The organism is Pseudomonas sp. P8_241 (assembly GCF_034008315.1).
GTDB lineage: Bacteria > Pseudomonadota > Gammaproteobacteria > Pseudomonadales > Pseudomonadaceae > Aquipseudomonas.
In genome coordinates this window covers 3919286-3933887 of record NZ_CP125377.1, presented here as the reverse complement: position 1 = coordinate 3933887, position 14602 = coordinate 3919286, and the positions used below count along the sequence as shown (strand labels likewise).

Here is a 14602-nt window from a genome sequence, read left to right as displayed (position 1 = left end):
CGGTTCAGCTCCTGGCCAGTTGCGTGGTGACGGGGCGCTTGAGCTGCGCCTCTGCTTCGCAAACCGTGCGTGGCGGCGGGGTCGGTTCGAGGCCGATCATTCGTGCGGTGTTGTTGCCCAGGTACTCTTCGAGGGTGTCCTCGTCGAGGTTCAAACCCTGCGGCGGTTCGTGGCACAGCACTTCCAGCAGGCGCAGCCACATGCCCGGTTCGTTCGGCGGAGTGTCGGTGCCGAACAGGATTTTGTGCGTCGGCAGGACCTTGGCGAACTCGACGATCCGCGATTGCAGGCACCAGCCCGATTCGCAGTAGACGTTGGGCAGTTCCATCGCCCATTGCATCGGTTCGAACACATAGACGCCACCGGTCTGTACCCCGAAGTGGGCCATGATGAAATCGACATTGGGGAATTCCTTGATCATCGGCACCCATTCCGACGGGATGCTGTACGGCCCGTCACCGGTGTGCAGCTTGACCGGGATGCCCAGCTCGGCGCATTTTTCGAAGCACGGGCGCACCCAGTCCAGGGCGCGGTCGGGACGGTAGGCGTGCATGTTGGCTTGCATCTGCACCATCTTGAAACCGTGTTCCTTGACGTAGCGCTCGATAGCCTCGACGCCGTTTTCCACGCCGCAGCGCGGGTTGTAGACGAAGCAGCCGATGAAGCGGTCCGGGTAGGTCTGAACCATTTTCAGGGTGTAGGCCATGTAGGCATCGATGGACTCGCGACCGGTCAGGTCGCCGTCGGTCCAGGTGTAGATGGTGTTGCCCTGCGGGGGCTGGATGAAGGCTTTGTCGATGCGGCGAGGCTTGCCGTTGACCATGTACGGGCCATCCATCATCTCCAGCAGACGCTCGCCGGTGAACGGGTCTCCGTCATGCCTCCAGGCGAGGTCCACGAGATCCGTGGGATAGCAGCTGATATCGATGATCATTGAAGTCGATCTCCTGATAGCGGGGTAGGGAACCTTGCGGTTCGCAGCAGCCACGTCCCGGGCAATCGGCCATTTCTATGCGCAAAGAATCACGCATTCCCTCGCCTGGTCGCATCCGGCTCGGGACGCTGGCTGCTTGGGGGGAAGTATTGGAAGGGGGTGTGAGGTTCGTACAATATTAATTGGGCGAGGGGTTGATATGTGTTCGATATGGCTTTGTGTTGGCTGGGCGGGCCTCATCGCTGGCAAGCCAGCTCCCACAGTGATCGATGGTGTTAACCCAATCTGTTACACACCACAAAACCCTGTAGGCGCTGGCTTGCCAGCGATGGCGTCAGGATTGTGTATGCAAAGCCAACTGCTTGACCGCTGCAACCACCGGCGCCACCCGCTCGGCCTGACCCGGTGGCCACACCGCATACAGGTTGTAATGCGCCGCAATCTTCGCATTGTTCAACGCCAGCAACCGCCCACTGCGCAGCGCATCTGCCGCCAACAAGCCACGCACCAGTCCTGCACCGACCCCGGCTTCGGCAGCCGCGATCAGATTGGCCGCGTTGTCAAACACCACCCGCGCCGGCGGTTCGGTGGGCTCCATGCCTGCCGCATCCAGCCACGGAATCCACGATCGTCGCGTATAACCCAGCAACGGTAATTCAAGGATCTGAACCGGACTCAGCGGCAACTGTAAACCATAACGTTCCAGCAGCGCAGGTGAGGCCACCGCCATCACCCGATCCCCGCAGATCTGCGTCATCTCGCAGTCTTCCCAGTCGCCATATCCGTAGCGCAAAGCCAGGTCCACGCGTTCGAACGCGCTGCGGTCGGAGCGTGGCATCGATAACAGCACCACCTCGTGGTCAGGCAGCAGATCCAGCAATTGCGGCAAGCGCGGGTTGAGCCAGCTCTGGGCCAGCTCACTGTCGACATCCAGGGTCAGGCGTTGCGCCACGCTGCGATTCCTCACCGAAGACAGCGCCCGGTCGATCTGCGCCAGGCCGTCGGACAGCACACTGGCGAACAACTGCCCGGCGTCGGTCAGGTTGCTGCCGCCGCCTTCACGCACAAACAACGGCTGGCCGATGAATTCTTCCAGCGAGCGAATCTGCTGGCTGATGGCGCTGTGGGTCAGGTCCAGCTTGCGCGCCGCGCTGGAGAAACTGCCGCTGCGCGCCGCCTGGATAAACGCATTCATGGACTGCACCGACGGGTATCGCTTGTACATGCTGTTAGTCCTACTTACACAGGATGGCAGAAATCGTCGCTGGCCCCGTTTTCACAAGGCTTCCAATAATCCGATCACCAGGCCTGCACAAAGACGGGCCGCTCTCTTGGAGCCTGACAATGATCGAATTCACGGTAAACGGCGAACGACACGAGCTGGTAGAGACATCGCCCTCCATGCCCTTGTTATGGGTGTTGCGTGACCACTTGAAACTCACCGGCACCAAGTTCGGTTGCGGCATGGGCCTGTGCGGCGCCTGCACCGTGCACCTGGATGGTGTCGCGGTGCGTTCCTGCCAGCTGCCGCTCGCCGCCGTGGCGGGGCACAGCATCACCACCATCGAAGGTTTGTCGCCGACCGAACAGCACCCGCTGCAACTGGCCTGGGTTGCCGAAGATGTCCCGCAATGCGGTTACTGTCAATCCGGTCAGATCATGTCCGCCGCTGCGCTGCTCAATACCGGCGCGGCGGTCACCGACGATTCGATCCGCAATGCCATGTCCGGCAACGTATGCCGTTGCGGCACTTACGGGCGCATCAACAAAGCGATCAAGCGCGCGGCTTCCGCGCCGAAGGAGGCGTGATGACGATCTCCTCGATGGATCTTTCGCGACGCGGTTTTCTCAAGCAAAGCGCGACCCTTGCTTGCGGGTTGGCCATTGCGTTTTACCTGCCTTCGAGCCTTGCTGCGACCGACCCGAAAGCCCCGGCGCCGGCTGGCGAGTTCGAACCCAACGCCTGGGTGCGGATCCTGCCGGACGGCACCGTGAAACTGGTGGTGCACAAGCACGATTCCGGCACCGGAACGCATACGGCCTTGGCCGCCTGCGTGGCCGAGGAGCTGGACGTGAACCCGATGACAGTGCAGGTGATCTCGCCCGAAGATCCGTTTTTCGAAACTTACATTCACCCGATCTGGAAAGTTTTTTCCACCGGCGGCAGCACCAGCGTTTCGCTGGAGTACGACCGCCTGCGCATGGCCGGCGCCACGGCGCGAGCGTTGTTGATCACGGCGGCTGCCAAACAGTGGAAAGTCAGTCCTGAGAGCTGCATGACCGAGGAGGGCCGCGTCGTTCATGCCGCGAGCAAGCGCAGCCTGGGTTATGGCGAACTGGTCGACGTTGCTGCGCATCTGCCTGCGCCCGCCAAGGTCACGCTCAAGGATCCGTCGCAGTTCAAATACATCGGCAAACTGCGGCACAAACGCGATGCCCAGGCCAAGGTCTGCGGACGCTTTCAGTACAGCATCGACGTAGTGTTGCCGGACATGCTGGTGGCGGTCATCCAGCGCACACCGGTGGTGGGCGCTAAAGTGCTGTCGGTGGACTCGGCCGCGACGCTGCAAGTACCGGGTGTACGCAAGGTGATTGTGGTGCCGGGGCGGCCGGATGTGCTCGGCGGCAACCTGGAAGGCGTCTCGGTGCTGGCCGACAACTATTGGGCCGCGCATCAGGGCCGGGCACTGCTGAAGGTGCAATGGAGCGATTCCCCCTTGGCCGGTTTCGACAGCGATGAACTGGTCAAGGCCCAAACGGCAGCGCTGAGCGACAAAGGCGCGCAACGGGTCTCTGCCATGGCTGCGGGAGATGTGAGTGCGCAATGGCCGGTCGCCGCGAAGCTGCTCGAAGCCGATTACCGCATGCCGTACAAAGTGCAGAACCCGCTGGAACCGATCTGCATCACTGCGCAGGTCAAGGACAACGCCATCACCTACTGGGGCGGGGTGCAGGTGCCGTCATCGGCGCTGGAAGCGGCGCACGTCGTGTGCAAGCTCGCCAAGGACAAGGTCACCATCAACGAGCTGGTGTCCGGTGGCAGCTTCGGTGCGCGGGAAGCCAAGTATTGGCTGTTTGAAGTGGCCTACCTGGCGCAACAGGCCAAGGTGCCGGTGAAGTTGATGAACAGCCGCGAAGATGAAATGCGCTCATTGTTTATGCACCCGGCCACATTGCACCGGGCGAAAGGGGCGCTGGATGCGCAGGGACGTTTGACCGCACTCCAGCTCAACGCGGTGTCGCCAGCCTCACCGGAACAATGGGAACCGGGCTACTTCGAGCGCCCGGACAAGATGGATTACAGCACCACCGAAGCCATCACCGCCTGGGATTTTGCCTATCGCCCGGCGAACCTGGACCTGGTCTGGGTCAAACACGAAAGCGACGTGCCCAGCGGCTGGTATCGCTCGGTGAGTTTCATTCCCAACGTGTTCGCCGTGGAAAGCTTCATGGATGAACTGGCCCATGGCGCAGGGCAGGATCCGTTGGCCTTTCGCCTGGCCCACATGCAAGACCGGCCAAGGCATGTCGCGGTGCTGAAAAGCGCCGCCGAACGCGCCGGTTGGGGTAAGCCATTACCGGAGGGGACATCGCTGGGGATCGCCACCAATCAGGGTTACACCAGTTTCATCGCAGTGGTCGCGCGCCTGTCGAAGAAGGACGGCGCGATCAAGGTCGACAAGCTCACCTGCGTTGTCGATTGCGGCCTCGCGGTGTCGCCCGGTGGCGTCGAAGAGCAAATCTACGGAGGCTTGATGTGGGGGCTCGGCCACGCGTTGTTCGATCAAATGGACATCAAACAGGGCAGGGTGGTGCAGAGTAATTTCCACGATTATCGGGTGCCGCGCATGTCGGACATGCCATTAGTGGACATTCTGGTCGTCGACGGCGAACCGACTAAACCGGGTGGTGTTGGCGAACTGGGCAGCCCTTCGGTGGCCCCGGCCATTGCCAACGCGTTGTTCAGCCTGACCGGGGTGCGCCAGCGCTCGACACCATTGATTTTGGGATAACCGGGTATGGACTTGCGCTTGCTGCGTTACTTCATGGCGCTGGCCGAAGAGCTGCATTTTGGCCGCGCCGCCACCCGGTTGCACATTTGCCAACCACCACTGAGTCAGCAGATTCGTCTGCTGGAGGAGGAACTGGGAACACCGCTGTTCGAACGCAGTCATCACCGGGTTGAGTTGACCGCTGCCGGGCAGATGCTCAAGGAACAGGCGCCGCTGGTGTTCGAACAGCTCAACCGCGCCTTGGACCTCACCCGCCAGACCGGCCGTGGCCAGTTGGGCGAGCTGGAAATCGGCATGATCAGCTCGGTGATGGTCGGTGTGCTGCCCCGGGCTTTGCACCTGTTCCGCGAGCGTTATCCCCACGTCAACTGGCGTCTGCATGAAATGACCCCGGCGGCGCAGGTCAAGGCGTTGAAGGAGAAGCGCATCGATGCCTGTGTGTTTCGGGTTGGTTACGACGATCCGCAGTTGCGTAACGAACTGTTGATCTACGAGCCGATCCGAGTGGTCATGCCGGCCGATCATCCGCTGGCAACACGGGAAACCCTGGCGCCATCGGACCTGGCCCGGGAACCCTTTGTGGCGCTGGAGCTGAAGCAGTCGCGGTTCGCCGATTTTCTGTTTCAGTGCTGTATCCAGGCCGGGTTTACGCCGCAGATCCGCCAGCAAGTGATCGAGGTGCAAACGCTGCTGAGTCTGGTCCGGGCCGGTTTCGGCGTGGCGTTGTTGCCGGCGTCCATCGAGCAATTGGCACCGGCCGGACTGGTGTTTCGACGCCTGACCCCGGCATTGCCGGAAGTGCCGTTGTACGCCACGTACCGCGCAGACGATGACTCACCGGTGCTTAAGTTGTTCCTCGATACCTTACGCGAACTCGTCCTGCAGGACGCCGGGTAAACGCTGTACCTGTAGGCGCTGGCTTGCCAGCGAAGAGGCCGGCGAAATTGATGTAAAACTCAAGGCCGCCTTCGCCGGCAAGCCGGCTCCTACAGGGTATCTGGCGATCAGGAGAATCCTGCTCTTCGTAGGAGCTGGCTTGCCAGCGAAGAGGCCCCTGAGATTGATGCAAAACTCAAGGCCGCCTTCGCCGGCAAGGCGCCTGCAAAGGTTCTTCGCACGATCATAAACACCTGCGGTCGTAGTCTTCACAAGGGAGCACAACACTGTGGAGCCGCAATGAGCCAGGACGTTTTGACCACCGAAACCAACCGTCGCCAGTTGCAGCAGATTATCGCCGGACTGTCCGACGGTGTGATCCTGCTCGACCCCGACCAGACTATCCGCTGGGCCAATGAAGCCGCTTTGGTCATGCACGGCGTCTCGCACGTAAGCGATCTTGGTCCCAATGCCAAGGCCTACGCCAAGCGCTTCGGCCTTCGTTATCGCAACAATCACCGGGTGCCGGTCGATAGCTATCCGATCAATCGTGTTGCCCGTGGTGAGACGTTCAGCGACGTGCTGGTGGAAGTGGCGTTGACGGGCGATGAAGAACAACGCGTCTGGGTTCACCGCGTCCGCAGCCTGGTGTTGGCGGACAGTCAAGGCGAGCCGGACTCATTGGTGTTGATCATGGATGACGTTACCGAATGGGCCAGCGCCGAACAGCGCTTCGAAAAGACATTCGCCGCGAACCCTGCGCCAGCAGTGATCTGTCGCCTCAGTGATTTGCGCTATATCAAAGTCAATCCCGGCTTTCTGGAAATGACCGGGTACGCCCGCGATCAGGTGATCGGTGCCTCAACCTATGAACTGGACGTACTGGAACAGGCCGACAACAAGGAGCTGGCCAAGCAGCGACTGCGCGAAGGGGTGACCATCCCGCAGATGCAGGCCGAGCTGCGGTTACCGGACGGGGGTAGCAAACAGGTGATCGTCGCCGGCCAGCCGCTGGAGCTCAACGATGAGCCTTGCATGCTGTTTTCCTTCGTCGACATGGAGCCGCGACACAAGGCCGAAGTGGCCTTGCGTCAAAGTGAGGAGCGTTTTGCAAAGGCGTTTCGTTTGTCTCCGGTACCGATTTTGCTGTGCGGCGCGGCTGACCAGCTGGTGCTGGACGTCAATGAAGCGTTTCTCGACACGCTGGGTTATTCGAGTGAAGAGGTGATCGGGGTCAGCATTGCGCAGATTGATTTCATCGACGACAAGTCGGCCCGCTCACGGTTGTTCGCAGCGCTGGAGAAAACCGGTCGCCTGGATCGCATCGACGTGCGCCTGCGCAAGAAAGACGCTGGGTCGATCGAATGCGCTGTCTCGGCTGACACCGTGAACATTGAGGACAATCCTTGCTTCCTGCTGGTGTTGATGGACATCACCGAGCGTAAGCGCACCGAGATTGAGCTGGTGTCGGCCATCGAAGAAGTGATGAAAGACGCCTCGTGGTTCAGTCGCACGCTGATTGAAAAACTGGCCAATGTGAAGCGCGTCAACTCGCCGAAATTGCCCAGCGTGTCGTTCGCTGATCTTACAGCCCGCGAGCGCGATGTCCTGGGCCTGATCTGCGAAGGCCTGGCCGACAAGGAAATCGCTGCGCGCCTGAAACTGGCGCCCAACACCGTGCGCAATCACGTGGCGACGGTGTATTCCAAACTCGATGTACACAGCCGCAGCGAGGCGATTGTCTGGTCCCGGGAACGCGGTTTGTTCTCCGGTGAATGGCGCTCCAGGGGGCAACGGTAAAGGTGCAAATGCACCAGGGTGCGGGGTGCAAATTCATGTGTTGAGCCGGTGCGGTCGTTTCTAGGCTGGAAGAGTGCGACAGGTCTCTTCGGATACCCGACGTGTCCCTTTCGAAACCGCCAAAGGAACAGCCCTATGAATCAGCAGCATGAAGTCTCTTGTGACCAGGACCCCTCCCGATGATCACGTTGGCGCAGCTAAGGATGCTGATTGAACAGAGTTTTTCGCCGTTGGCCTGTGAGTGCAGCGTCACTGGTGACCATTCCTTGACCGTGAAGCTCTATCACCCGGTCTCGGGCCAAGTGGATCTGGTGGTCAGTGGCTTGAACGTGGCGACCCTGCAGTCAGCCGAGTCCGTCGCTGCCTTGATTGAGGAACTGCGCTACGAACTCGAGAGCACCAGCCTGCACCGTTCCGATGAAGTGATGTAAGAACTGTCAGTATTTGCCCGCGTTGGTCATTGAACCGGCCATAAATAATGAAAAAATAATTTTTTTGTGACAGCCCTGTGGATTTTACGCGCAGGTTCTGTTGTCACAAAAAAGTGTCTTTTCACTTATCGCGGGTCGACCTATGAAAACGCTTGGGAAACGCGTCTGTACACCGCTGTCGCTGGTTTTCTGTGCGGCAATTCTCGCTGGCTGCTCCAGCCCACCGCCACCTCCACCCCCTCTTCCACCGCCTGAGCGCACCTGTGAAACCCAGGATAAGACCGATGTCCTGGGTGATGTGCGGGGCGAAAACGGCGAGGTGACAAGAATGACCACGACTACACGGTGTGTCACGCAGTAAGCCTGACGCACGGCTTCTGTAGGAGCGAGCTTGCGCGCGATGGTGGGGTATCAGTCGACATCAACGTTGAATCTGATACTGCCATCGCGAGCAAGCTCGCTCCTGCGGGGATTTGTGGTGGGTCAGTCCATCAGGACAGGAAACCGCCATCGACATTCAGCGAAACACCAGTGGTGTAGCTGGACGCGTCGCTGGCCAGATACAACACCGCTCCCGCCATTTCACTCGGGTCCGCCACGCGTTTGAGCGGAATCTGCTGCAATGCGGTGTTGAGGATCGCCTCATTCTTCACCAGCGCCGATGCAAACTTGGTATCGGTCAGCCCCGGCAGCAAGGCATTGCAGCGAATCCCGAACTGCGCGCACTCCTTGGCGAAGACTTTGGTCATGTTGATGACGGCGGCCTTGGTCACCGAGTAGATGCCCTGGAAGATTCCTGGCGACACGCCGTTGATCGATGCGACGTTGATGATGCTGCCGCCGCCGTTTTCACGCATGAGCTTGCCGGCTTCGACCGACATGAAGAAGTAGCCGCGAATGTTCACGTCGACGGTTTTCTGGAAGGCGCTGAGGTCGGTGTCCAGCACGTTGCAGAATTGTGGGTTGGTGGCTGCGTTGTTGACCAGGATGTCCAAACGCCCGAACTGTTCCTTGATGCCGGCAAAGACCTGGCTGATCTGCTCCATCTCACCGATGTGGCAAGCGATGGCAGTGGCTTTGCCGCCGGCGGCGATGATCGCGTCGGCTACGTGCTGGCAACCCTCGAGCTTGCGGCTCGAAACGATGACGTGGGCGCCTTGCTGGGCCAGTAGTTTGGCGATGGCTTCACCGATGCCGCGGCTGGCGCCGGAGACGAAAGCGATCTTGCCGTCGAGGTCGAACAACTGAGTCTTGGACATGGGGTTCCCTTATAAAAGTCTTGTTATCGATTCAAATGCCGGGTTGCGGTTAACGCAGTACAGTTGGGGGCGGGCTTGCTGTGTTGGTCAATGAGCGAGCGTTATCGTTATCGACCTTCGCGAGCAGGCTCGCTCCTACAGGGGGATGGTGAGTAATCCGATAGAGTTACGGTCAGAGGCTGGATTTCTGGATGACCTGCAAGCTCATCTGCTCCAGCAGTTTGTTCATGTGAATGAACTGCGCGAAGCGTTTGTCCTGGGTCTGGCCGTGGTAGAAGCGGTAGTAGATCTGCTGCACGATGCCGGCCAGGCGGAACAGACCGTAGGTGTAGTAGAAGTCGAAATTGTCGATCTGGATGCCGGACCGCTGGGCGTAGTAATCGACAAATTCGCGGCGGGTCAGCATGCCCGGGGCATGGCTTGGCTGGCGGCGCATCAGTTGTACCGGCGCCGGGTCGTCGGCTTCGATCCAGTAGGCGAGGGTGTTGCCCAGGTCCATCAGCGGGTCGCCCAGGGTCGTCAGTTCCCAGTCGAGCACGCCGATGATCTGCATCGGGTTGTTCGGGTCGAGGATGACGTTGTCGAAGCGGTAGTCGTTGTGCACGATACTGGAGGTCGGGTGATCAGCCGGCATCTTGTCGTTCAACCAGGCCTTGACCGCTTCCCAGTGCGGAGCGTCCGGGGTGATGGCTTTTTCGTACCGATCACTCCAGCCCTTGATCTGCCGGGCGACATAGCCTTCGGGCTTGCCGAGGTCGCCCAGACCATAGGCGTTGTAGTCGACCTGATGCAGTTCGACGAACTTGTCGATGAAACTCTTGCACAGGGCTTCGGTTTTCTCCGAGTCCAGCCCCAGTTCCGGTGGCAGTTCGGAGCGCAGGATGATGCCATTGACCCGTTCCATCACGTAGAACTCGGCACCGATCACCGATTCGTCGGTGCAGTGCACGTAGGCTTTCGGGCAATACGGAAAACCGTCGCGCAATTGATTGAGGATGCGAAATTCACGGCCCATGTCATGGGCGGATTTTGCCTTGTGGCCGAAAGGCGGGCGACGCAGGACGAATTCCTGCTCGGGGTATTCCAGCAAATAGGTGAGGTTCGACGCACCGCCCGGGAACTGGCTGATCGTCGGCAAACCGCTCAAGCCCGGAATATGGGCCTTGAGGTATGGATCGATCAGGCTGGCATCGAGCTCTTCGCCGGTGCGGATACGGGTGGACTGGTCAGTAAGCGTCATGCTTATCCCTTCTGCTTATTCTGGAGGCCTGAAACTATTGGCTAATCTAATGCGCATACCCCCCAGCCACAACCGGCAACAGCTCTTATTGGTGAGCGTGTTGCCGGCCAATCATTGCTTTTGATACACACGTTTGAATTGTCCTACATAACGGCGCTACCGACGCTGATTGGCATTTCGATCGGGGTCAAAACCGGTTGACCGGCGAAAAATGCCGTGAGGTTCTTGCCCACCAGTTCGACAGTCGCTTGCGTGGCCTCCGGGGACAATCCGGCGACGTGTGGCGTGAGAATCACGTTGGTCAGGGTTTTCAGGGCATCCGGCACTTGGGGCTCTTCATCGAATACGTCCAGCGCGGCGCCGGCGATCCTGCGCTGCTCCAGGGCGGTGATCAGGTCGGCGGTCACAATCACGCTGGCCCGGGCGATGTTGACGATAAATCCGTTCGGACCCAGGGCATCGAGCACCTGGCGGTTGATCAGGTGTTTGGTACCAAGGCCTCCGGGCGTGGCGACGATCAGGAAATCCGAGGCGCGTGCCAGTTCGGTCGGGGTCGAGCAGAAGGTATAGGGCACGTCGCTGCGATGCTGGCGGTTGTGATAGCACACACTCATGTCGAATCCAGCGGCCGCGCGTTTGGCGATGGCCATGCCGACCGCGCCCAGGCCGAGGATGCCCAGACGCTTGCCGGCGAGGGAAGGGCGCATGATTTTCGGCCATTCACCGCGACGCACAGCGATATCGCAGCGCGGCACATCGCGCACCAGCGACAGCAGCAGCGCCATGGCGTGGTCGGCGACGGAAGACGCGTTGACCCCGGCGCCGTTGGTGACGCTGATTCCCCGGCTGGCAGCCGCTTGCAGGTCGACGTGCTCATACCCGGCGCCAATCACGCAGATAATCTTGAGATTGGGCAGTGCCGCAATTTCATCGGCATACAAGCCTAATGGCCCGCGGGTCAGTACGGCGTCGATCTGACCGGCATGCCGGCTGATGGCTTCGGCGCGCTCGGCGGGTGTGGGGGCCAGGATCAGGTGAAAGCCCTGATGTTCGAGGATGGGCAAGTAGTCATTGATGGTTTCAACCAGTACCAGAACGGTTGCGGGCATGCTTGGCTCCTTAGGGCATCGAAAAGTTGGGCCTAAACGCTCAATTTGAAGGTTGGCTGCGCGGTGCTTCGGTATTGACCAAAACCCGTCACTTCAGCAAGTCTCTTTACTTTTGAGTGTAGGAGCTGGCGTTGCTTGCGAGTAAATTTCTATTTGAGCCTTATCATCACTGAGCTAGCTCTCGTTCCTCTTTGAGAAAACGCTCTGCGCCCGCCTCGAGCTCCTCCGACAGCGCATCGCCGCGGGTTGCCCGGGCCAGGATCAGTGCGCCAACCATCAGCGAATATTGCACCAGCGCCTGTTGTCGCTTGAGCGGGGCATCGGGGGAATCCATCAGGCTGCCAAATTTGTCGAGCAGCCGGTTCAGTCCGACCATGAAGGTTTGACGCAAGGGACTGTCTGCAGCTTCGTGGCACATGTCACCGGCGAAGGCCACCACTGGGCAACTGTCACCCGGGTTATCACGGCTGGCAGTGGAGAGGTACGGTTCGATCAAGGCGCGGCGTGCGGCGGCGTTACTGTCGGCCGCTGCAATTCGTTCTTTCCAGTGAGCTCTCGACTCTTCAAATGCGCGACCGCAGGCTTCCGTCGCCAACGCCTCCCTGGATTCGAAGTGCCCATAAAAGCCGCCATGGGTCAGACCGGCAGCGGCCATCACATCGACGACGCTGATCCCGTGCAAGCCACGTTCGCGAAACAATTTCGTTGCGGCCTCAACGATGGTTTCGCGGTTGAGGTCGGCTTGCTTGCGGGAAACTCGAGGCATTGAGAACTCACAGCTATCAAAGGTTTAATTCAGAGGGCGTACTGGGCGATGCCGTGGCCAAACGACCAATTCTCTTTTTTTCACTTCCACCAAAGCTGATGAACACATCCTCCAAACGCAACGCCAGCTCGGACTCAAGGCGCTCTTTAAGGCGATGGTCATATAAAGCAGTTTTTCCTGCTCGACCGTGCGGCCTTCGCTCAGGGTGATCTAGATCACACTCAGACCATCGGAGCGCGGGATGCCTTTGTAGCCGGGATCTAAAATGAAATGTTGTTCATCGTGCTCTTTGAGGATCTGGAAGCTGTCGCCCTTCGGCACCTAATGGTGCTGCGCATCGCGGCGTAGATCAGTTGGCCGACGCGTTTGGCGTGTGTGGGGTCCTGGTGTTTCTTGATGTCGATGCGAACCAGTGGCATGGGCAACTCCGAAAGGCATGCAGGTTCATTCAAAATACATGTCGATGGACCTTTATCAAGTTGCGGATGCTGTTTGGCGATGAAATGCTCGCGAAACACCCTGTAAGAGCGAGTTTGCTCGCGGTGGTCGTAACCGATGACGCGCACTTGCAGCAGGTCGGTGTAGCCTTCGGATCAATCGCGAGCAAGCTCGCTCCTACAGAGGAGATTTTTACCAATCTGGCACCACCGTTCCTCACCTAACTCTTTGCTTCTGTTCACTAATCCTCCAGAATCGCGCCCCTGTTTCGACCAAGGCGCTGCCTGTCGGGTATTCCGACGCGTCGTGGTCGAGTGGCAAGTGACCGGAATGTGGAGATCCCACCGGATGAATGATCAGGCCAATAGCGTCAACAAACGCTATGTAGCAGCGACACCAACAACGCTTTCGAGCTGGAATCGTCAAGACACCACCTGGATGCTGGGCCTGTTTGGCACTGCAATTGGTGCGGGCACGCTGTTTTTGCCGATCAACGCAGGGCTGGGCGGATTCTGGCCGCTGCTGGTCCTGGCGTTGCTGGCGTTTCCGATGACGTTCTACGCCCACCGCGGCCTGACCCGCTTCGTCCTGTCCGGACGTGAAGGTGCGGACATATGGAAGTGGTGGAAGAAAGCATTTCGGGATCAAGGCTGGCGCCCTGATCACCTTGCTGTATTTCTTTGCTATTTTCCCGATCCTGCTGATCTACAGTGTGGCCCTGACCAATACCGTGGGCAGTTTCCTGCAGCATCAACTGCACATCACGCCACCTCCGCGCGCCGTGCTGTCGCTGGTGCTGATCCTCGGCCTGCTGGCGGTGGTGCGTTGCGGTGAGCAGATGACCGCCGCGGCGTATGAGCCCGATGGTGTATCCTTCATCGTCGCGTTGCTGTTTTTGGCGGTGTACCCGGTTCCGCACTGGAACCGCGGCATCCTCGCCACTGCAAGCCTCGTGCCCACAGCTCTCGGCGTTGCTGCATACCATGTGGCTGGCCATTCCGGTGATGGTGTTCTCGTTCAACCACTCGCCGATCATTTCGGCGTTCGCGGTGGACCAGAAGCGTCGTTATGGCGAACACGCCGAGGAGCGCAGCTCGCAAATCCTGTCCCGCGCCCACCTGTTGATGGTGGTGATGGTGTTTTTCTTCGTCTTCAGCTGCGTGCTGACCCTGTCGCCGGCACAACTGGCTGAAGCGAAGGACCAGAATCTGTCGATCCTGTCGTACCTGGCCAACCACTTCAGCAATCCGACCATCGCCTTTGCGGCGCCGCTACTGCACCCGTAGCCACTTCCAAGTCGTTCCCAGGGGAACGAAGCATCGGCGCCAGTGAAGGCCCCAAGGGCTTGATCGTCAAGAGCGGCAAGCGTCCGTCGGCCAAGGCCCTGGACCGCATGACTGCGGCATTCATGCTGGTGGTGTGCTGGATCATTGCCACGCTGAATCCGAGCATCCTCGGCATGATCGAGACACTGGGTGGCCCGATTATCGCGGCGATCCTGTTCCTGATGCCGATGTACGCGATCCGCAAGGTGCCGGCGATGGCGCGTTATCGCGGTCAGGCGTCCAACGTCTTCGTGACGGCGGTGGGCCTGGTGGCAATCACGGCGTTGATCTACTCGCTGACCGCCTGATTTAAAGGTCAAGAGATCGCAGCCTGCGGCAGCTCCTACAGGATCGAATCATCCGTAGGAGCTGCCGCAGGCTGCGATCTTTTGATTTTCAGCTACAGTGGCC

At 59.6% G+C, this 14602-nt stretch carries 11 protein-coding genes and 2 pseudogenes; 6 read left to right on the top strand and 7 right to left on the bottom strand.

All coding sequences use genetic code 11. From position 1 onward, the window contains the following. Positions 1–4: 4 nt before the first annotated feature. Together QMK58_RS17585 and QMK58_RS17580 are read right to left on the bottom strand one after the other, a co-directional pair. On the bottom strand, positions 5–934 hold the full coding sequence (locus tag QMK58_RS17585) for an amidohydrolase family protein (protein ID WP_053158649.1): 930 nt from the start codon (positions 932–934) through the stop codon (positions 5–7). A 334-nt stretch (positions 935–1268) separates the two neighbouring features. Continuing rightward, positions 1269–2159 carry a LysR substrate-binding domain-containing protein gene (locus tag QMK58_RS17580; RefSeq protein ID WP_053158652.1) on the bottom strand — a complete coding sequence of 297 codons (891 nt, stop codon included), beginning with the start codon at positions 2157–2159 and terminating at the stop codon, positions 1269–1271. A gap of 119 nt (positions 2160–2278) precedes the next feature. Here QMK58_RS17580 and QMK58_RS17575 point away from each other — a divergent pair, with 119 nt between their 5' ends. The 5 genes from QMK58_RS17575 to QMK58_RS17555 all read left to right on the top strand — a co-directional run bounded on the left by QMK58_RS17575 (position 2279) and on the right by QMK58_RS17555 (position 8054). Next, positions 2279–2743, top strand: a complete 465-nt coding sequence (locus QMK58_RS17575; RefSeq protein ID WP_053158654.1) for a (2Fe-2S)-binding protein — start codon at positions 2279–2281, stop codon at positions 2741–2743. Continuing rightward, a complete protein-coding gene (locus tag QMK58_RS17570) occupies positions 2743–4947 on the top strand; it encodes a xanthine dehydrogenase family protein molybdopterin-binding subunit (protein WP_053158657.1) in 2205 nt (734 codons plus the stop codon). Before QMK58_RS17575 ends, QMK58_RS17570 begins: the two co-directional genes overlap by 1 nt. Before the next feature lie 6 nt (positions 4948–4953). Further along, on the top strand, positions 4954–5844 hold the full coding sequence (locus QMK58_RS17565; protein ID WP_320395134.1) for a LysR family transcriptional regulator: 891 nt from the start codon (positions 4954–4956) through the stop codon (positions 5842–5844). 279 nt (positions 5845–6123) lie between these two features. Then, complete coding sequence (locus QMK58_RS17560; RefSeq protein WP_320395133.1) at positions 6124–7623, top strand: helix-turn-helix transcriptional regulator; 1500 nt, start codon at positions 6124–6126, stop codon at positions 7621–7623. A gap of 179 nt (positions 7624–7802) precedes the next feature. Next, a complete protein-coding gene (locus QMK58_RS17555; RefSeq protein WP_053158667.1) occupies positions 7803–8054 on the top strand; it encodes a DUF1652 domain-containing protein in 252 nt (83 codons plus the stop codon). Positions 8055–8545: 491 nt separating this feature from the next. Here QMK58_RS17555 and QMK58_RS17550 read toward each other — a convergent pair whose 3' ends face one another. The 5 genes and pseudogenes from QMK58_RS17550 to QMK58_RS17530 all read right to left on the bottom strand — a co-directional run bounded on the left by QMK58_RS17550 (position 8546) and on the right by QMK58_RS17530 (position 12847). Then, positions 8546–9313, bottom strand: coding sequence for an SDR family oxidoreductase (locus QMK58_RS17550; protein WP_007976320.1), 768 nt, complete (start codon positions 9311–9313; stop codon positions 8546–8548). A gap of 172 nt (positions 9314–9485) precedes the next feature. After that, positions 9486–10553 carry a phosphotransferase family protein gene (locus QMK58_RS17545; protein WP_053158670.1) on the bottom strand — a complete coding sequence of 356 codons (1068 nt, stop codon included), beginning with the start codon at positions 10551–10553 and terminating at the stop codon, positions 9486–9488. A gap of 143 nt (positions 10554–10696) precedes the next feature. Then, positions 10697–11662, bottom strand: coding sequence for a 2-hydroxyacid dehydrogenase (locus tag QMK58_RS17540; RefSeq protein WP_053158673.1), 966 nt, complete (start codon positions 11660–11662; stop codon positions 10697–10699). Positions 11663–11828: 166 nt separating this feature from the next. Further along, positions 11829–12428 (bottom strand): TetR/AcrR family transcriptional regulator, encoded by a 600-nt coding sequence (locus QMK58_RS17535; RefSeq protein WP_320395132.1) that lies wholly within the window; start codon positions 12426–12428, stop codon positions 11829–11831. A gap of 29 nt (positions 12429–12457) precedes the next feature. Then, positions 12458–12847 (bottom strand): annotated as a pseudogene (locus QMK58_RS17530) (tautomerase family protein). Positions 12848–13214: 367 nt separating this feature from the next. Between QMK58_RS17530 and QMK58_RS17525 the strand changes: the two are divergent. After that, positions 13215–14499: pseudogene (locus QMK58_RS17525) on the top strand (HAAAP family serine/threonine permease). Positions 14500–14602: the final 103 nt, after the last annotated feature.

What these genes read in the sequence shown, in the direction of transcription:
- QMK58_RS17585 (WP_053158649.1), bottom strand. Translation starts at nt 934, where the DNA reads ATGATCATCGATATCAGCTGCTATCCCACGGATCTCGTGGACCTCGCC.
- QMK58_RS17580 (WP_053158652.1), bottom strand. Translation starts at nt 2,159, where the DNA reads ATGTACAAGCGATACCCGTCGGTGCAGTCCATGAATGCGTTTATCCAG.
- QMK58_RS17575 (WP_053158654.1), top strand. Translation starts at nt 2,279, where the DNA reads ATGATCGAATTCACGGTAAACGGCGAACGACACGAGCTGGTAGAGACA.
- QMK58_RS17570 (WP_053158657.1), top strand. Translation starts at nt 2,743, where the DNA reads ATGACGATCTCCTCGATGGATCTTTCGCGACGCGGTTTTCTCAAGCAA.
- QMK58_RS17565 (WP_320395134.1), top strand. Translation starts at nt 4,954, where the DNA reads ATGGACTTGCGCTTGCTGCGTTACTTCATGGCGCTGGCCGAAGAGCTG.
- QMK58_RS17560 (WP_320395133.1), top strand. Translation starts at nt 6,124, where the DNA reads ATGAGCCAGGACGTTTTGACCACCGAAACCAACCGTCGCCAGTTGCAG.
- QMK58_RS17555 (WP_053158667.1), top strand. Translation starts at nt 7,803, where the DNA reads ATGATCACGTTGGCGCAGCTAAGGATGCTGATTGAACAGAGTTTTTCG.
- QMK58_RS17550 (WP_007976320.1), bottom strand. Translation starts at nt 9,313, where the DNA reads ATGTCCAAGACTCAGTTGTTCGACCTCGACGGCAAGATCGCTTTCGTC.
- QMK58_RS17545 (WP_053158670.1), bottom strand. Translation starts at nt 10,553, where the DNA reads ATGACGCTTACTGACCAGTCCACCCGTATCCGCACCGGCGAAGAGCTC.
- QMK58_RS17540 (WP_053158673.1), bottom strand. Translation starts at nt 11,662, where the DNA reads ATGCCCGCAACCGTTCTGGTACTGGTTGAAACCATCAATGACTACTTG.
- QMK58_RS17535 (WP_320395132.1), bottom strand. Translation starts at nt 12,428, where the DNA reads ATGCCTCGAGTTTCCCGCAAGCAAGCCGACCTCAACCGCGAAACCATC.